The organism is Flavobacterium cryoconiti (assembly GCF_048158645.1).
Taxonomy (GTDB): domain Bacteria; phylum Bacteroidota; class Bacteroidia; order Flavobacteriales; family Flavobacteriaceae; genus Flavobacterium; species Flavobacterium cryoconiti.
Window position 1 is genome coordinate 24,746 of the sequence record NZ_JBLNKW010000014.1, and the last position, 15,936, is coordinate 40,681.

Below are 15,936 nucleotides of genomic sequence, written 5' to 3' on the forward strand. Positions count from 1 at the left end.
ATAAAAGCAATGGTGGGAACAAATTTGTAATTAAAATAAACATATTAACTTCATTAAAATAAAAAAAGCGTTAAACAAAACGAGGCTGTCATTTTACTGACAGCCTCGTTTATTATTATTATTATTTATGTACTATTTATATTTTGAATATTCCTCCAAAAGCAATTATTCTTTGGAAAAAGAAAAAATCTTGAAAAGCACTATCTTCCGTACTTTGAGTAGTTCTAATATCCTGCATGTTGATATAACCTCCTTTTAATTCCCCTTGAACATAAAAATGTTTTAGGAAAGTGACATTTAAACCTGCTTTCAAAGAAGTTCCATAACCAGATACATGAAAATCATCGTGACGCGGTTTACCTAAAAGAGTCGTATTTGTTTTTGGATATAATAATCCAACTCCAACACCTTCAGTTAAGTTGATTTGAATTTTATCAGTATTCCCAATTTTGAATAAAGATGAAATATCATCATGTCTTGAAAATTCAGTGTTTACATAGTTTAATCCATCAGTATGCTCATACATCAGAAATTTTTCTGTCATAACACTCGGAGTATTGTTGTAAGTCCCATTGTAATCAGATCCGGAATCTGTCAAAGGAAGGTTGATTGTCCCTGTCATATTAACGGTTTGATCCTGCGTCATAACATACTTCATGTGATCCCATCCTACAGCAATACTGTAATGGTCATTTATGAAATACCCCATTCTAAAATTAGTTTGAGGAATAGTCATTCTTGCGGGGTTTATATAATCAACATGCCAGCCTTTTGGTTTGTCATGAGCGACCATATTATCAAGAGTAAAATTATAATCTTTTCCTCTAAAGGTAACATCAGATTTGGTGTAACTATCTCTGTTTCCACCCCAAGAAATAAAAAACTTCCCTTTGTTGTGGGCCGTATATTTATCTTGTATTTTAATTTGCTCTTGCGCAAAAGTGTTTTTTGAAAAACACATAATTAAGAATGCGGAATATAAAATTATATTTTTCAATGAATTTGAATTGAAATTAAAACTGATTTATTGTTTTTCTGATTGCGACTAATTTAGTCATCAGACCTTCAAAATAATCTAAATGCAACATGTTTGCCCCATCGCTTTTAGCATTAGCGGGATCAAAATGAGTTTCTATGAAAATTCCATCTACACCTACAGCAATTCCTGCTTTGGCAACAGTTTCAATCATATCAGGTCTTCCGCCTGTTACTCCAGCCGTTTGGTTGGGTTGTTGTAGCGAATGCGTAACATCAAGAACTGTGGTTGCATAGTTTTGCATTGTAGGAATACCTCTAAAATCCACAATCATGTCTTGATAGCCAAACATAGTTCCACGATCCGTAACCATTACGTTTTGATTGTTGCAATCCAAAACCTTTTGCACAGCATGTTTCATGCTTTCAGGACTCATAAATTGTCCTTTTTTCAAGTTTACAACCTTTCCGGTATTGGCAGCAGCCACGACTAAATCAGTTTGACGGACTAGAAAAGCAGGTATTTGCAACACATCTACATATTGTGCAGCCATTTCTGCATCTTCATTGGTATGAATATCTGTTACCGTAGGAACACCAAAAGTTTCCGAAACTTTTCTAAGGATTTTTAATGCTTTTTCGTCTCCAATTCCTGAAAAGCTGTCAATTCTGGAACGATTGGCTTTTTTGAAAGAGCCTTTAAAAACAAATGGAATTTCTAGTTTATCTGTGATACCAACTAGCTTTTCGGCAATACGCATTGCCATTTCTTCACCTTCAATAGCACAAGGACCAGCAAGAAGAAAGAAGTTGCCACTATCAGTATATTTGATCAGTGGAATATGTTGTATGTTCATAAAAATTTATTTTTTGAAAGTGCAAAGATAATTAGAAATAATGAGTTAGTATTTTTTTGAAGCTATTTCCTGCTATCCGTTACAATCTTTTCTTTTTTGAAAGAAAAAAGAAAAGGATTTTCACTGTTATCAGGGCTAGGGTAGTCGTGTTTTATTTAATTCTTTTTTAAACTAAGACCAACGGGTACCATTAAAATTCCTTTTTCGTAAATATTCAAATAGAGTTTTATAGATTTCTTTTGCCCATCCCATTTTAGTTCATATACATCCAGAAAACCAGCGCCTAAATCTGTCTTTTTTGTTGGAAACGGGCAGCAACTTTCCAGTTTTGTGTAAGTGATTTTTTCTCCTTTTGGTCCAGCCAATGCATTCAAAAAACGTTCCTGATTAATCGTTTCGTTTGTTGTGTTTCTGTAAAAAATGTTGATTGGATAATCTTGATCGTAACCATATTTTTTGTCTTTGCTGTAGGCTGTTATTACAAAAGTGTTTTCTTTTGTAAGTGTTAGTGCGGGTGCATTGTCATCCACGTTTTTTAAAGTAGATTTTGTGCTTACACAAGAAACACTAAGTAGCAATAAAGCGATAAAAAGTAATGCCTTTTTCATATTTTTAATTGATTTTTTGGTAATGTTTATAGCAATTATAATACCATTTCCAGCTTAAAGAGGTACAAATATAAACAGAACTTTAAACCCTATTACAATAACAAATATTAATTTATGGTGCAGTTTTTTACTATTGTAACTTTTCTCACATAGAATCAATAATTTGCTTTATATATTTGCATAAAATTTACAAATATGGATATTATTTATCAAACTTGGCCTTGGTATGTTTCCGGGTTTTTAATAGGCATGATTATGCTTTGCCTGATTTATTTTGGAAAGACTTTTGGCATGTCTTCTAATTTGCGCTCCCTTTGTTCTATAGCTGGTTTAGGGAAACGAGTACCGTTTTTTGATTTTGATTGGAAAGCACAACGTTGGAATTTAGTTGTGGTTATAGGAGCTATGTTAGGCGGTTTTGTAGCGGTGCATTTTATGAGTGATGCTTCAAATGTTGCTATAAACCCAAAAACCATTGCACAATTAGCACAACTGGGAATCGATGCTCCAAACGGAAAATTAATGCCAGAAGCACTTTTTGGTACGCAAATTTGGCAATCTCCCAAAAGCATTTTTATTCTTATAATAGGTGGGATTTTAATAGGTTTTGGCTCTCGTTATGCCGGAGGTTGTACTTCAGGACATGCGATATCAGGTTTAAGTAATTTGCAACTTCCATCTTTGAAAGCTGTTATAGGGTTTTTTGTTGGAGGATTAATTATGGCTCATTTTTTATTACCCTTAATTTTTAGAATATGAACATATTAAAATATTTATTAGTTGGATTTGTTTTCGGAATTGTACTTACAAAATCGGAAGCAGTTTCGTGGTATCGCATTTATGAAATGTTTCAATTTCAATCCTTTCACATGTACGGAATTATCGCTGTGGCTATTTTGACAGGAGTAATTGGCATCCAAATCATAAAAAGAAATAAACTAAAAGATGTAAAAGGTCAGCCAATAGAAATTTTGGATAAAGAAAAAGGTTCTTCCCGTTATTTGATTGGTGGATTATTTTTTGGATTGGGTTGGGCACTTGTAGGTTCTTGTCCAGGTCCAATATTTATTCTAATTGGTGCTGGTTTCTGGAGCGTGCTTTTAGTGCTTTTTGGGGCTTTGTTAGGTACCTTTATTTATGGATTATTAAAAGATAAATTGCCTCATTAATTCCATTAAAATTAAATTTTATAGCATTTTCTGAAAATGGAAATGCTATTTTTTTCTGTTTAATTTCAAAATACCAACTATAATTAAGTATTGAGCAAGCAGGTACGTTGCCATTATCAGAAAAGAACTAAATCGAATGGGTTCATAAAATTTATTGAAAGCCAGAATACTGTCCGAACATACAAAAATAACCGCGCCTAGTAATATATAACTCCCGGCAGGTTTACTCCATTTTAAATACCCTTTAAATGCAAATAAAAGCATTGTTGACAGTATGATGGCATAAACAAAAACCGGAATTTTTAAGTCACCTAAAGTTGGTAATAATATTGATAACATTAGTATTAAATAGACTATAATAACTGTTATTCCCACCCAGAAAACAGCTTTGTTTCTGGACGAATTTATTCTTAATTGTTTACTGAATAAAACGATATAAGCGATATGAGAAATTAGAAATGCTACCAATCCAATGATGAAATAGATTTCTGCTTTGTAGGCAAATAGTAAAACGACATCTCCCATCCAAGAAAAAGTTAAGGCTACTAAAAGGAATTTTTTAGATGGAAAATTGCCGCAGGAATAAACTGCAAGAAAAAGAAAAGGAATTAAAAAAGGTTTTATAAACCATGAAATATCTTCTCTTCCTAAAATAATAAATAAGAGATAAGCGAAACTGATTCCAATATAGGCTTTGAATGATAAGGTACTTCTCATGAATTGTTTTTAAGATTATGCCTCTACTACTTTTTCTTTTTCGAAATTTACACGTACAAAGTAGACTGTGGCTATTAAGGATAACGTAAGATATCCAATAATGATATAATTTGCATAAGGGAAAAGCTGATTCATTGAAAACCAGTCCCCAAAATAAGCAATAATGGCTATTCCAAAAACAAATCGGAGAATTTCCCAAAATAGTGAAATTTTTCGGGTATCCATTAATTCAGTATAGCTATAAACTGTTACAAAAATAAATACGCCATATACAAATACATTGGGTAAACCAATTATTGCAATAGAGTTGTATAAATAGCTGATAAATAATAAAGTAATTACAGCTTGAATCATGGACCAAAACATCAGTTTTTTCGAATGTTGGGTGCCATATTTTTCAAAAGCATAAACATCTTTAATTTTGTGTACAGGATATTTTTCTTCAAAATTTTCTGGACGCCACCCCGTTGGTTTAAACCAAATAGTGAATTTATCTTTCCAGTTTTCAGCACGCCAAGCATCGGTTATCAGTAGCCAAAGATGTTGAAAATTAATGCGAATGGGATTCCAGGTTTGTGCAGGTCTTGTGATTCCAAAAACGGGAGGGACAGCTTCTAATTCTTCTTGAAATGTACCAAATAACTTATCCCAAATTATAAATATTTGGGAATGATTTTTATCCATATATTCCGGATTAATAGCATGATGTACCCGATGATGAGAAGGCGAAACCAAGATGTTTTCCAGAAAGCCAATTTTTTTAATGTGCTTGGTATGATACCAAAATTGAAGAAATAAATGAATGGGAAGTGTAATCGCAATCACTTTTGAAGGAACTCCTAACAGAGCCGCAGGAATTAGAAGAAAAGTAAATAAATTTACAAAACTGGATATGGGCTGGCGTAAAGCACAAGCTAAATTGAACTCTTCACTGCTGTGATGAATGGCATGCTTATTCCATAAAAAATTGATTTGATGCGAAAATCGATGGCTCCAATAACCATAAAAATCAATAGCTATGAAACCAATGATATAAGCAAGAACAGTAGGTTCTAAATGGAAAATTGCAATTTTTGATGCGATCCAATTGTATGAAATAAGGGTGATACTAAGTCCTAAAACATCTTTTAAGGAGTTGACCATTCCTGAACTTACGCTCGAAACTGAATCCATGTTAGGAGAAGTATCTTCTCCTTTATAATGACCATATATTTTTTCTATTATGATTAATAGTAAAAAAATGGGCATTACAAAAACTAAAATTTTTCCGTATTCTTCCATAAAAGCCTGATGTGTTGTTCAAATATATAATAAAAGTATATATTTTTTGAATTATTTGTAATAATTCTATAACAGGCTATGGGATTTAAATACGGCTATATAATTTCAGCACTTAATCCAGCTTCCAATAGTTGGGTACATTGTGGCTTTAGCTTATCATAAGGACCTGTTTTTACGGTACATTTTCCGTTATAATGAACAATCAATGAACATTGTTCCGCTTGTTCTGCAGTGTGATTGCAAACGCGTATTAAAGTTTCTATAACATGGTCAAAAGTGTTTACATCATCATTATAAACAATAATTTCGTTATCAATTGATATAATCTCTTTTACACTGACTCTTTCTCTAACTTTTTCTTTAGTACTCATTTTTAGATACTTTGGGGGTTAAATAAAAATATAGCTTAATTTATCTTTTCCTAAAAACACAGAATATAAAATTTTGTGTTGTTTCAAATGGGGTAATGTGATCTTCATTAATGCATTTTAATTTTTCAAACGTTGCTTGAAATTGATTTTCGAGAGTTGTTTCGGTATATTGTTTGATTTCTAGGCCGCTACATTTCATAGGACCTTTATCTGAAAACGTACCAATAATCAAAAAACTGGAAATCCATTTTTGAGCAATTTTAATGTAACTATTTATCGGGGCATCACTAGTCAAAAAATGAAAGGTGGCTCGATCGTGCCAGATATCATAAGTAGTTGCTGGTTTGAACTCTGTTATATCCGAAACAATCCAAGTTACTTTTTCAGCCTTTTTTCCCAGACGAATTTTTGCCCGTTCCAATGCATTTTCCGAAATATCTAAAACGGTTATATTTTCATAACCGTCTTCCAATAAAAAATCAACAAGTTTGCTGTCGCCACCACCAATGTCAATAATCTTTGCCGATTTACCCAAATTGGTTTCTCGAATAAAATCAAGTGAGATTTTAGGATTTTCTTGTGTCCAACTTACTTCACTGGGTTGTTTAGTTTCATAAACGGTTTCCCAATGACTTTTATTATTGATTTCCATCTATCTGATTTTCAATACTAATTTACGTATTTTAAAGAAACCCAGTTGTTTCTTTCGAATTTTTTAACATAAGTTAAACCTTTTTCTGTACAGGAAGCATCAATAAATGGGATGTCTTCTACATAGAAACCGCTTAATAGTAAGGTTCCTTTTGGATTTAAACAATCTACATAACTTTGCATATCGTTCAACAAAATATTTCTATTGATATTCGCAATTATCAAATCATATTTTTTGTCTTTCAACAAAGCGGCATCACCTTCATAAACTGTAATATGTTCACAATTATTGCGTTCTGCATTTTCGATAGAATTCAAATAACACCAATTGTCAATATCAATGGCATCAATTGGTTGGGCACCTTTCATTTCAGCTAGAATAGCCAAAATTGCTGTCCCGCAACCCATATCAAGTGTTTTTAAATCAGTAACATCTATTTCTAATAAATGTTGAATCATCATGTGAGTGGTTTCGTGATGACCGGTTCCAAAACTCATTTTTGGTTCAATTACAATATCAAATTCGGCATCCGTTTTTGGATGAAAAGGAGCACGTACGTGACAATTTCCGTCTACATCAATCGGTTCAAAATTCTTTTCCCATTCCTCATTCCAGTTCACTTGCTCTATTTCTTCGAAAGTATAGTCAATTTTAAATTCCTCTGATTGCAAAATTTGAATTTCATCAAGAATCATTTCGTCCCATAAATCCTTTTGCACAAAAGCAGAAACACCCGTTTCGGTTTCGGTAAAACTTTCAAAAGCTTTTTCTCCTAATTGAGCAATTAATATTTCTGAACCTAATTCTTTTGGTTCTATGGTAAAATGATATCCGATATAAATGTTTGACATGTTTATTTTTTTTGGCAAAGGTAGTATTATCTCTTTTTATTGAAGAATTAAAACAAAAAAAGGCTTGATAAAATATCAAACCTTTTTTAAAATTGTATGTGAAAAATTATATTGCGCTCACAATAGCAACAAAATCATCTGCTTTTAGTGCAGCTCCACCAATAAGACCTCCGTCTACATCTGGTTTAGAGAAAATTTCTTTTGCATTTTCTGGTTTCACACTTCCACCGTAAAGAATTGAAACATCATCAGCGATGTCGCTTCCAAAAGCTTTACGTACAGTTTCTCTGATGAATTCGTGCATTTCTTGTGCTTGTTCCGGAGAAGCTGTTTCTCCAGTTCCAATTGCCCAAACTGGCTCGTATGCTAAAACAACATTTGCCCAGTCTTTTGCTTCAATCTGAAACAAACCATCACGCAATTGATTTTCAACTATATTGAAATGGTTTTTAGATTGACGGTCTTTCAACTCTTCACCAAAACAGAAAATAACAGTCATGTCATGTTCTAAAGCTGTATTTACTTTACTTGCAATTAAAGCATCTGTTTCATTAAAAATTGCTCTACGCTCTGAATGTCCAAGAATTACGATATTTACACCAACACTTTTAAGCATATCAGCAGAAATTTCGCCTGTAAAAGCACCACTTTCAGCTTGATGTACATTTTGAGCAGCGACATCAATATTTGTAAACTCTAAATGATCAACAGCAGAAGCTAGGTTAACAAAAGTTGGAGCTATAATTACTTGTGCTTTAGTTTCTGTTGGGATTTTTGCAATTAATTCATTCAATAAATCTTCAGTCTGTTCTGCGTTTTTATGCATTTTCCAGTTTCCTGCTACAATCTTCTTTCTCATTTTGTTGTTTTTTATTTTAGTTAGGTAGTTTTTTTGAAATGAATACTGCTATTATTTCAATTTTTTTAAAGTTTCATTTATTAAGTCAAAATCAGTTTCTATCGCACGATATAAAACTATTTTTCCTGTTTTGTCAATGATGATGTATCTTGGAATCCAATCCAAATCAATTGCTTTTCCAAAAACACCTTTCATTTGGTCATTTGCCATGAAATGTTCTCCTTTTAATTCGTGTTTTTCAATACCAACTTTCCATTTATCTGCAGCTTTGTCCATAGAAATAAACACATAGTCTACATCAGGATTATTAGCCTGTAATTCTTTAATTTTGGGCATTGCTTTTACACAATCTCCGCACCAAGATGCCCAAACTTCAATTACTAAAGTTTTGCCTTTGTGCTTTTTTAAAATATTCTTAAAAGCAACTTGGCTTCCATCAGTTGACAATAATGTTTCTGATAACGCTTCTTTTGAAAATGCTGTTTTTTGAGCTTGTGTACAAGAAAATGTAACGAAAGCAATGAATAAAACGAATATTTTTTTCATTTTTTATAATTTGGAACAAAGTTAAACAAACAATTTGATTGGGGAATAGAGATTGACGAATTTTGAATTCTCTGCTATTATATCACAAAAAATGATTTTTTTGTAATGATAAAAGTAGTGAAATCGTAATAGTTAACTGTTAAAAGGAGTGTTTATTGAAATAAATTAAAAGTAGGGCTTTCAAAGTGAACTAATTTATCCATTTTTAAGTGATATTTCATTAAAATACATTACTAAATTGGACAAAATTTATGTGAGTATATAAAATAATTAAAGGTCTAAAATTACCTGTTTCAGTAACTTTAAACCTTTTATTTACAGCTTTAAATCTTTAATATCATTATAATGTACTTTTTGCAAAATGGTCCCTTTTTCAAGAACTACAATACTAGGGTTGGCTCTTTCGATAGTTTTTAAAGCAGTGGCATCACAGAAATAAAAATCGAATGTCATCCCAAATTCTTTCTTCGATTTGGCAATTTCTTCCGGTGATGAAGCCGTCATTCCTATCACTTTATACCCTTTTGCTTTAGCTTCTTGATTCAATTTCTCTAATTTTATTAGACCTTCTTTATCAGCATGAACTAAATCATAAGCTACTATCATGATTAATTTTGGTTCGTCTAAGAATTCATCTTTATAATCTGATCCGTCTTTTTCCATTGCAAAATCATGAATAGGAGGGACGTAACCTTCCGTAATCACTTTGTCTTTTCTGTCTACAAATGTGGCTCCTTCAGGTAGGGCCATTAAATCCTTTTCAGTAAATTCTTTGTCAACGCCATTTACTTTATAAATGAAAATCATTTCGACCACACTTTTTGGCGCATTATCAGGAATTCTCATTCCTTTTTGGATATTGGTTCCTACTTTATACGGGCGAAAATCGATTATAGGTAAATGATTGATAACCCAATAGCCCATAAAAGCACAGGCAGCAATACTTGCAAAAGCTAAGATATTTTGAATTGTATTCCCAAATAAAGGTTTTACCAATTTTCTATTAAAAAATAGAATCAGAATAAAAAATAATAAAACGACATCTTTAGTGAAAGATTGCCACGGCGTAATGTGCAATGCATCACCAAAACAACCACAGTCCCTAACCACATCAAAATAAGCAGAATAAAAAGTAAGGAAAGTGAAAAACACAATCAATAGCAATAAACTCTTAATCGTAAATTTTGATTTGAAACCAATGAGCAACATAACACCCAGAACAACTTCAAGAATGACCAAAAACAAAGCAATCGCTAATGCAAATGGCACTAAAAAAGGCATGTTGAAAACGGGCTCACCAAAATACTCCGCCAGTTTATAAGAAAAACCAATTGGGTCATTCAGCTTTATTAATCCTGAAATAATAAATAAGATTCCAACGAAAATTCGGGAGAATTGAGTAATTATATTTTTCATAGTTTTATTTTAATTTTTATTTCCGAAACCCATTAAAATCAATGCAAAAACCGAATAATTAATCATATCCTGATAATTGGCATCAATACCTTCAGAAACTAATGTTTTTCCTTTATTATCTTCTATTTGTTTGACACGAAGCAGTTTTTGTAAAATCAAATCCGTAAGCGAACTGACACGCATATCGCGCCAAGCTTCACCATAATCATGATTTTTGGCTTCCATTAAATCTTTGGTTAGTTTAACTTTGGCATCGTATAATTCGGTTGCTTTTGAAACCTCTAAATCAGGTTGGTCAGCAACGCCTAATTCCAATTGGATTAATGCCATGATGGAATAATTGATAATCCCGATAAATTCACCTGTTTCATCTTCGTCAATTTTATGAACTTCATTTTCTTGTAAACTTCGTATTCTTTGAGCTTTAATGTAAATTTGGTCAGTCAGCGATGGCAATCTTAAAATACGCCATGCACATCCGTAATCTTTCATTTTGTTGATAAACAGCGAACGACAAATCGCAATCACAGTATCATATTCCTTTGAAGTATTCTTCATTATTGGTGTATATTTGTCTAAAATTTTTTCAAAAATAGCATATTTTTTTTGAATGTAGAATTTTGAAGTCTTTAAAACTGTAAACAAATGACTATTAACTGCAAAGGGCAACTCATCGACTTGTCAACTCCCAAAGTAATGGGGATTTTGAATGTTACACCCAACTCTTTTTTTGATGGTGGAAAGTATAAAAATGATAACGAAATACTTTCTCGGGTTGAAAAAATACTAATAGACGGAGCAACTTTTATTGATTTAGGCGCTTATTCCAGCAAGCCTAGCGCCGAATTTGTTTCGGAAGAAGAAGAAATTTCAAGAATTGTTCCTGCCATTGATTTGATTTTAAAAAAATTTCCTGAAACGATTATCTCTATTGACACTTTTAGAGCTGAAGTGGCAAAAGCATCCATTGAAAGCGGAGCTGCCATTATCAACGATATTGCGGCAGGAAATCTGGACGAAAAAATGTTTGATATAATTGCAAAATACAATGTTCCCTATATTATGATGCACATGCGTGGGAATCCTCAAACGATGCAAACACTTACTAATTATGGCGATATTGTAAAAGAAATGGTTTTCTATTTTTCGGAAAGAATTGCCAAAGCGAGAAGTTTTGGAATCAATGATTTAATTATAGATCCTGGTTTTGGCTTTGCCAAAACACTGGAACAAAACTACGAAGTATTTCAAAAAATGGAATTGTTTAACCTATTAGAATTACCAATGCTGATAGGAATCTCTAGAAAATCAATGATTTATAAAACGCTGAATTCTAATGCAGAACAAGCTTTAAACGGAACTACTGTTTTAAATAGTTTAGCTTTGACCAAAGGAGCAAAAATCCTTCGTGTTCACGATGTAAAAGAAGCAATGGAATGTGTTACCTTATTTAATAAAATCAATCCATAAACATGAAGTATTTTAGTCTGATTGTCCTTTTTATGTTGTTTTCTTGCGGGAATAAAGAAGACATTTTATTGCCAAAAGCCAATGTAACAATCGTCAAAAATGTAGAAGATCATTCGCCAATCTATATTTTTTTTAGGACAAAAGAGAAAGATACTTTGGCAGAAGTAAACAGAAAAAACGAAATTATTTCTACCAATTGGATTTTCAATATTGACAAGCGTTTGCCTTTGCGATTGGTAATTCCTGAAGTCATGAAATTACAACAAAAAAAGCGTGAAGAAAAGGCTCATAAAAACGAATTAGCACAAAATTATTATTCGTATGCCGATTCCATTGGCAAAAACTTAGCCTTTATTCCTTTTACAAAAGTGTTTTACAAATTAGAAAAACCGAAATTAGGAGTTGTTGTCTTTTTTACTAAAAACAATGAAATTTTAGTAGATAATATTAAGGTAAAACAAGAAGAATTACAAGTATATTTAAATAAATTATCTAGTGATAAACCTAATAAATATGTCTTTTGCTTTGATAAAGATTTAAGTTTTGGAAGTTTTATCCAAGATAAAATTTTCATAAATAATTTAAATCAGCCATCGTCAGAATTTTATACAAAATATGAAGAGTTTATTTATTAATCAAGTCAACTGAAAACTGCAACTGATTGCTGAACACTAAATTTTACTGATGATGGTACGGTTCGTTTCTTAAAATTGTAAACCCGCGATACAATTGTTCTATAAAAAATAATCGGACCATTTGGTGCGAAAAAGTCATTAGTGAAAGCGATATTTTTCCTTGTGCTTTGGCATAAACTGTTTCCGAAAATCCATAAGGACCTCCAATTACAAAAACTAAAGTCTTAACACCTGAGTTCATTTTTTTTTGTAATTCCTCTGAAAAACCAACACTGGAAAAGTTTTTTCCATTTTCATCTAATAATATAAGTTGGTCAGTTGGTGTAATTTTTGCCAAAATCAATTCGCCTTCTTTTTCTTTCTGCTGACTTTCCGAAAGGTTTTTTACGTTCTTGATATCTGGGATAATATCCAGATCAAATTTGATATAAAAAGACAAACGCTTGGTGTAATCGTCTATCAAAGATTGTAAGGCTTTGTTATCAGTTTTACCGATAGCAATAAGTTTAATGTTCATTTTGTGGAATTTCAGAGGCGCAAAGATAGAAAATTGATATCGTATTTTATGAACAAAAAAAGCCCATATAAATGGACTTTCTAAGATTAATTCTTATTTTTTTTACAATTTAGATTCGGTATATTCTTTGAAATTATTCAATATAGATTGCCAACCTGATTGTTGCATGGCTATTGGGTTTTCGTTTTCGGCTTCAAAGATTTCAATAATTTTAGTCTTATTATCGGCATCAGAAAAACTAATTTTTACTTTTCTATTGTCATCAGCGGTATATTCAATAAGTTGATTTCGTTTTATAGTGTCATAAGTACCTCCAAAATCGAATCCCATACTACCATCTTTAGCTTCCATTCTTGAAACAAATTTACCTCCAACTTTCAAATCATTTTCAGCTCTGGTTGTATGCCAGTCATCAGAGGCATTATTCCATTTTACAATATCGTCAGGATTTGTCCACTTATTCCAAACGGTTTCTATTGGTGCATTAATTACAGTTTCCACTGTTATCAATGTTTTATCATTTTTGTCCATATTTTAAATTATTTTGTTATTTCAACACAGTTAAACATCCATTGAATGCCAAATTTATCGGTGCAACTTCCATAATAGGCACCCCAAAACATGACTTGAAGTTCCATAGTTATTGTTCCTTCAGCTGCTAATGCAACAAATAACTTTTTCGTTTCGGCTTTTGTGTCTGGTTCCAGATTGATATAAACATTATTTCCGAAATTCACTTTAAATCCCATTGATTCAGGTGCATCAGTTCCCATCAAAATATGTCCGCCAACAATGGGCAATTCGACGTGCATGATTAGATTTTTATCCTTTTCATCAATTGGAGGCATCCCTTCTGCTGGCGGAATATCTTTGAATCGTACTAGACCGTGACCGCCAAATTCTCCTCCAAATACGGATTTATAAAAACTAAATGCTTCCTCAGTATTGCGAGGAAAGTTTAGATACGTGCTTACTCGTGCCATTTTATCTGTTTTTAATTATATGATAATTTCTTTACTTTTTATGAAGGTTTTATTCTAATGTTCTAGCCATTATAGGCTGTTTCTAGCTTTTCAATATCAATTTTTATCATTTGCATGATTGCCTGCATCACTCGGTTTGATTTTTCACTATCATCGCTTTACATCATTTCACCCAATACAACAGGTGCAATTTGCCAGGAAAGACCAAATTTGTCTTTCAACCATCCACATTGTTGAATTTGCCCTCCTTCAGAAAGTTTTGCCCAAAATGTATCAATTTCCTGTTGATCTTCACAATTAACGATGAATGAAATAGCTTCCGAAAACGTAAATACAGGTCCTCCGTTCAAGGCCAAAAAATCTTCGCCGTCTAATTGAAATGGAATCGTTAAAACAGTTCCTTCCGGTAAGGGTGCATTTTTACCATAATGGGTTGCTTTTCCAATTTTTGAGTTTTTAAAAATAGAAGCGTAAAAAACCACTGCTTCTTCTGCATTGTCATTAAACCACAAACAAGGTGTAATTTTTTGGGTAATTATTTTTTTATTTTCCATAAAACAATTTTTTGTGTATTGAACTTAAATTACAAAACGGTAAAAAATTAAGAGATTGAATCATTTGAAATGAAGCAAATATTTAGGGATATTAAAAGTACAAAATTAGTTGAAAACAAAAAGTTAATCTAAAAGTGTTTTTGTGTTAATTAATTATAAACCAAATATTTAATTATTATATGTTAATAAAAAAAGCTGCTCAACATCCGTTTATCAGAATGTTTGAGGAGCTTTTTCAAAGATTTTTTTTTAATGTTTTATGAAAGCTAACAGCATTAGTTTCTCTTGCTAAGTAACGTTTATTATTTAGGTATTAAGTTCTTTTGGGAATCGATCTGAAATTAAATTAAGCTCAATGTTGTATTCCAAATAGGCTTTTAAACCTGCTAAAACTAATGTAAATCCTTCTGTTGAATCGCGTATTTGTGAAATGATTTTTTCCGTATCGCCTTGAAATCCTGTATTGACAATGCTTACAAAAGTTCCTGCTCCGCCTAGATTTTTAAAAGTCCATTCCACGGTAGTTATTTCATCAGGGCTTCCCCATTCAAGTACAATTTTTTTATTTAGTTCTATCGTTTTGGCCCTAACCGAAATGGAGTGATTGTACATTTCCCAAGTCCATTGCGTTTCTTTTCCTTCTTCAAGTTTTCCGGAACTTTTAGTAAACCAAATTTTAGTAGTAATTTCTGGATTTATAAATGCCTGAAAAACGTCTTCAATGGGTTTTCTAATTAGCATTGCTGCTTTTGCATAGTGTTTCGTTTCTTCAGTCATTTTTAAGTTTTTTTACAAAGATACTTTTGGGTATCCTGTGTTATTTTAAATTAAGATTTTGGCAACGGTGCTCCAACGGCAATATCGCATCTGTGATTTGTTTGACCGTGTGGTGGGTTCATTCCCTCAGGAGTAGGCGTTGTCACTATAGTTGTTGTAGCAGCTGGACTAGTTGAAACCGATTGATTTTGTGGGGAAGTTATTTGCGGTGTTACTGTAGTGTTTTTAGCTGAAGCTACAGGAGAATTTAGTGGAGCGCCAACAGGAATATCGCAACGATGCAATGGTTGACCGTGTGCTGGATTCATTCCTTTAGCAACAGGAACTGGAGTTGCGGAAGCTTGATTTTGATTGACCATAGCAGCATTTTGCTGTCCTTGAGATGACATTGAAGCTTGATCACGCATTTGTTTACCAACTTCAGTAAAGGGAACTATATTTGCTGGAGTAGTACTATTTTGGGGTTCGATTTCCTTTTTGCAAGAAATCAATAGTAGTGAGGATACAAAAAGTAGGCTTAAAAAAGATTTCATAGTCAGTTTTTTTTGTTGTTACTAAGCTCAAATATAGGGTTTTAATAGTATAGTCCAAAATAAAATATCTGATTTAAATGGTTTTGATTTACTGAAAGTTGAATGTTACTGTTCAGAATTTTTTTGGCACAAGATTCTATTACAGCCTCATTTTTCACACTAGAT

The 15,936-nt window shown here is 32.3% G+C and carries 22 protein-coding genes; 4 read left to right on the forward strand and 18 right to left on the reverse strand.

What is annotated here, in order from left to right; all coding sequences use genetic code 11:
* Window positions 1–136 precede the first annotated feature (136 nt).
* The 3 genes from ACM55H_RS16845 to ACM55H_RS16855 form a co-directional block, all read right to left on the reverse strand.
* Window positions 137–997 (reverse strand): hypothetical protein, encoded by an 861-nt coding sequence (locus ACM55H_RS16845; protein WP_039109782.1) that lies wholly within the window; start codon window positions 995–997, stop codon window positions 137–139.
* A gap of 16 nt (window positions 998–1,013) precedes the next feature.
* Window positions 1,014–1,832, reverse strand: a complete 819-nt coding sequence (gene kdsA / locus ACM55H_RS16850) for a 3-deoxy-8-phosphooctulonate synthase (protein WP_039109783.1) — start codon at window positions 1,830–1,832, stop codon at window positions 1,014–1,016.
* A 155-nt stretch (window positions 1,833–1,987) separates the two neighbouring features.
* A complete protein-coding gene (locus ACM55H_RS16855) occupies window positions 1,988–2,440 on the reverse strand; it encodes a 2-dehydro-3-deoxyphosphooctonate aldolase (protein WP_416837618.1) in 453 nt (150 codons plus the stop codon).
* A gap of 195 nt (window positions 2,441–2,635) precedes the next feature.
* Here ACM55H_RS16855 and ACM55H_RS16860 point away from each other — a divergent pair, with 195 nt between their 5' ends.
* Both ACM55H_RS16860 and ACM55H_RS16865 read left to right on the forward strand, forming a co-directional pair.
* The gene (locus tag ACM55H_RS16860) at window positions 2,636–3,199 is read left to right on the forward strand and encodes a YeeE/YedE family protein (RefSeq protein WP_416837619.1); all 564 of its coding nucleotides are present in this window, start codon (window positions 2,636–2,638) and stop codon (window positions 3,197–3,199) included.
* Window positions 3,196–3,609 carry a DUF6691 family protein gene (locus tag ACM55H_RS16865; protein WP_416837620.1) on the forward strand — a complete coding sequence of 138 codons (414 nt, stop codon included), beginning with the start codon at window positions 3,196–3,198 and terminating at the stop codon, window positions 3,607–3,609. Before ACM55H_RS16860 ends, ACM55H_RS16865 begins: the two co-directional genes overlap by 4 nt.
* A gap of 45 nt (window positions 3,610–3,654) precedes the next feature.
* Here the strand turns inward: ACM55H_RS16865 and ACM55H_RS16870 are convergent, their stop codons facing one another.
* From ACM55H_RS16870 to ACM55H_RS16910, 9 genes are all read right to left on the reverse strand, one after another.
* The gene (locus ACM55H_RS16870) at window positions 3,655–4,326 is read right to left on the reverse strand and encodes a lysoplasmalogenase (protein ID WP_416837621.1); all 672 of its coding nucleotides are present in this window, start codon (window positions 4,324–4,326) and stop codon (window positions 3,655–3,657) included.
* 15 nt (window positions 4,327–4,341) lie between these two features.
* The gene (locus ACM55H_RS16875) at window positions 4,342–5,607 is read right to left on the reverse strand and encodes a sterol desaturase family protein (RefSeq protein ID WP_416837622.1); all 1,266 of its coding nucleotides are present in this window, start codon (window positions 5,605–5,607) and stop codon (window positions 4,342–4,344) included.
* A gap of 95 nt (window positions 5,608–5,702) precedes the next feature.
* Entirely contained in the window at window positions 5,703–5,978 is a 276-nt protein-coding gene (locus tag ACM55H_RS16880) for an ATP-dependent Clp protease adaptor ClpS (protein ID WP_416837623.1), read from the reverse strand.
* Between the two features lie 40 nt (window positions 5,979–6,018).
* Entirely contained in the window at window positions 6,019–6,630 is a 612-nt protein-coding gene (locus ACM55H_RS16885; protein WP_416837624.1) for a class I SAM-dependent methyltransferase, read from the reverse strand.
* Window positions 6,631–6,647: 17 nt separating this feature from the next.
* Window positions 6,648–7,481 carry a 50S ribosomal protein L11 methyltransferase gene (prmA, locus tag ACM55H_RS16890; protein WP_416837625.1) on the reverse strand — a complete coding sequence of 278 codons (834 nt, stop codon included), beginning with the start codon at window positions 7,479–7,481 and terminating at the stop codon, window positions 6,648–6,650.
* A gap of 106 nt (window positions 7,482–7,587) precedes the next feature.
* Window positions 7,588–8,340 carry a triose-phosphate isomerase gene (tpiA, locus tag ACM55H_RS16895; RefSeq protein ID WP_416837626.1) on the reverse strand — a complete coding sequence of 251 codons (753 nt, stop codon included), beginning with the start codon at window positions 8,338–8,340 and terminating at the stop codon, window positions 7,588–7,590.
* 51 nt (window positions 8,341–8,391) lie between these two features.
* Window positions 8,392–8,886: a TlpA family protein disulfide reductase gene (locus tag ACM55H_RS16900; protein ID WP_416837627.1), complete on the reverse strand. Its 495-nt coding sequence runs from the start codon at window positions 8,884–8,886 to the stop codon at window positions 8,392–8,394.
* Between the two features lie 315 nt (window positions 8,887–9,201).
* A complete protein-coding gene (locus tag ACM55H_RS16905) occupies window positions 9,202–10,302 on the reverse strand; it encodes a BT_3928 family protein (RefSeq protein WP_416837628.1) in 1,101 nt (366 codons plus the stop codon).
* A gap of 9 nt (window positions 10,303–10,311) precedes the next feature.
* Window positions 10,312–10,860, reverse strand: a complete 549-nt coding sequence (locus ACM55H_RS16910) for a DUF1599 domain-containing protein (protein ID WP_416837629.1) — start codon at window positions 10,858–10,860, stop codon at window positions 10,312–10,314.
* An 87-nt stretch (window positions 10,861–10,947) separates the two neighbouring features.
* On the opposite strand from ACM55H_RS16910, the gene folP reads away from it, so the two are divergent.
* Together folP and ACM55H_RS16920 are read left to right on the forward strand one after the other, a co-directional pair.
* The gene (folP, locus tag ACM55H_RS16915) at window positions 10,948–11,772 is read left to right on the forward strand and encodes a dihydropteroate synthase (RefSeq protein WP_416837630.1); all 825 of its coding nucleotides are present in this window, start codon (window positions 10,948–10,950) and stop codon (window positions 11,770–11,772) included.
* 2 nt (window positions 11,773–11,774) lie between these two features.
* Complete coding sequence (locus ACM55H_RS16920) at window positions 11,775–12,407, forward strand: hypothetical protein (protein WP_416837631.1); 633 nt, start codon at window positions 11,775–11,777, stop codon at window positions 12,405–12,407.
* Between the two features lie 43 nt (window positions 12,408–12,450).
* Here the strand turns inward: ACM55H_RS16920 and rlmH are convergent, their stop codons facing one another.
* The 6 genes from rlmH to ACM55H_RS16950 all read right to left on the reverse strand — a co-directional run bounded on the left by rlmH (window position 12,451) and on the right by ACM55H_RS16950 (window position 15,771).
* The gene (rlmH, locus tag ACM55H_RS16925; protein ID WP_039109797.1) at window positions 12,451–12,924 is read right to left on the reverse strand and encodes a 23S rRNA (pseudouridine(1915)-N(3))-methyltransferase RlmH; all 474 of its coding nucleotides are present in this window, start codon (window positions 12,922–12,924) and stop codon (window positions 12,451–12,453) included.
* A gap of 102 nt (window positions 12,925–13,026) precedes the next feature.
* Complete coding sequence (locus ACM55H_RS16930) at window positions 13,027–13,455, reverse strand: SRPBCC family protein (protein ID WP_416837632.1); 429 nt, start codon at window positions 13,453–13,455, stop codon at window positions 13,027–13,029.
* A gap of 8 nt (window positions 13,456–13,463) precedes the next feature.
* Window positions 13,464–13,907 (reverse strand): VOC family protein, encoded by a 444-nt coding sequence (locus ACM55H_RS16935; RefSeq protein WP_416837633.1) that lies wholly within the window; start codon window positions 13,905–13,907, stop codon window positions 13,464–13,466.
* A 158-nt stretch (window positions 13,908–14,065) separates the two neighbouring features.
* On the reverse strand, window positions 14,066–14,461 hold the full coding sequence (locus tag ACM55H_RS16940; protein ID WP_416837634.1) for a VOC family protein: 396 nt from the start codon (window positions 14,459–14,461) through the stop codon (window positions 14,066–14,068).
* 306 nt (window positions 14,462–14,767) lie between these two features.
* A complete protein-coding gene (locus tag ACM55H_RS16945) occupies window positions 14,768–15,238 on the reverse strand; it encodes an SRPBCC family protein (protein WP_416837635.1) in 471 nt (156 codons plus the stop codon).
* A gap of 50 nt (window positions 15,239–15,288) precedes the next feature.
* The gene (locus ACM55H_RS16950) at window positions 15,289–15,771 is read right to left on the reverse strand and encodes a hypothetical protein (protein ID WP_416837673.1); all 483 of its coding nucleotides are present in this window, start codon (window positions 15,769–15,771) and stop codon (window positions 15,289–15,291) included.
* Between the last annotated feature and the right edge of the window lie 165 nt (window positions 15,772–15,936).

Bases quoted from the DNA above. Each gene is read 5' to 3' on its own strand.
- kdsA (WP_039109783.1), bottom strand. From the start codon at position 1,832: ATGAACATACAACATATTCCACTGATCAAATATACTGATAGTGGCAAC.
- ACM55H_RS16855 (WP_416837618.1), bottom strand. From the start codon at position 2,440: ATGAAAAAGGCATTACTTTTTATCGCTTTATTGCTACTTAGTGTTTCT.
- ACM55H_RS16860 (WP_416837619.1), top strand. From the start codon at position 2,636: ATGGATATTATTTATCAAACTTGGCCTTGGTATGTTTCCGGGTTTTTA.
- ACM55H_RS16865 (WP_416837620.1), top strand. From the start codon at position 3,196: ATGAACATATTAAAATATTTATTAGTTGGATTTGTTTTCGGAATTGTA.
- ACM55H_RS16870 (WP_416837621.1), bottom strand. From the start codon at position 4,326: ATGAGAAGTACCTTATCATTCAAAGCCTATATTGGAATCAGTTTCGCT.
- ACM55H_RS16875 (WP_416837622.1), bottom strand. From the start codon at position 5,607: ATGGAAGAATACGGAAAAATTTTAGTTTTTGTAATGCCCATTTTTTTA.
- ACM55H_RS16880 (WP_416837623.1), bottom strand. From the start codon at position 5,978: ATGAGTACTAAAGAAAAAGTTAGAGAAAGAGTCAGTGTAAAAGAGATT.
- ACM55H_RS16885 (WP_416837624.1), bottom strand. From the start codon at position 6,630: ATGGAAATCAATAATAAAAGTCATTGGGAAACCGTTTATGAAACTAAA.
- prmA (WP_416837625.1), bottom strand. From the start codon at position 7,481: ATGTCAAACATTTATATCGGATATCATTTTACCATAGAACCAAAAGAA.
- tpiA (WP_416837626.1), bottom strand. From the start codon at position 8,340: ATGAGAAAGAAGATTGTAGCAGGAAACTGGAAAATGCATAAAAACGCA.
- ACM55H_RS16900 (WP_416837627.1), bottom strand. From the start codon at position 8,886: ATGAAAAAAATATTCGTTTTATTCATTGCTTTCGTTACATTTTCTTGT.
- ACM55H_RS16905 (WP_416837628.1), bottom strand. From the start codon at position 10,302: ATGAAAAATATAATTACTCAATTCTCCCGAATTTTCGTTGGAATCTTA.
- ACM55H_RS16910 (WP_416837629.1), bottom strand. From the start codon at position 10,860: ATGAAGAATACTTCAAAGGAATATGATACTGTGATTGCGATTTGTCGT.
- folP (WP_416837630.1), top strand. From the start codon at position 10,948: ATGACTATTAACTGCAAAGGGCAACTCATCGACTTGTCAACTCCCAAA.
- ACM55H_RS16920 (WP_416837631.1), top strand. From the start codon at position 11,775: ATGAAGTATTTTAGTCTGATTGTCCTTTTTATGTTGTTTTCTTGCGGG.
- rlmH (WP_039109797.1), bottom strand. From the start codon at position 12,924: ATGAACATTAAACTTATTGCTATCGGTAAAACTGATAACAAAGCCTTA.
- ACM55H_RS16930 (WP_416837632.1), bottom strand. From the start codon at position 13,455: ATGGACAAAAATGATAAAACATTGATAACAGTGGAAACTGTAATTAAT.
- ACM55H_RS16935 (WP_416837633.1), bottom strand. From the start codon at position 13,907: ATGGCACGAGTAAGCACGTATCTAAACTTTCCTCGCAATACTGAGGAA.
- ACM55H_RS16940 (WP_416837634.1), bottom strand. From the start codon at position 14,461: ATGGAAAATAAAAAAATAATTACCCAAAAAATTACACCTTGTTTGTGG.
- ACM55H_RS16945 (WP_416837635.1), bottom strand. From the start codon at position 15,238: ATGACTGAAGAAACGAAACACTATGCAAAAGCAGCAATGCTAATTAGA.
- ACM55H_RS16950 (WP_416837673.1), bottom strand. From the start codon at position 15,771: ATGAAATCTTTTTTAAGCCTACTTTTTGTATCCTCACTACTATTGATT.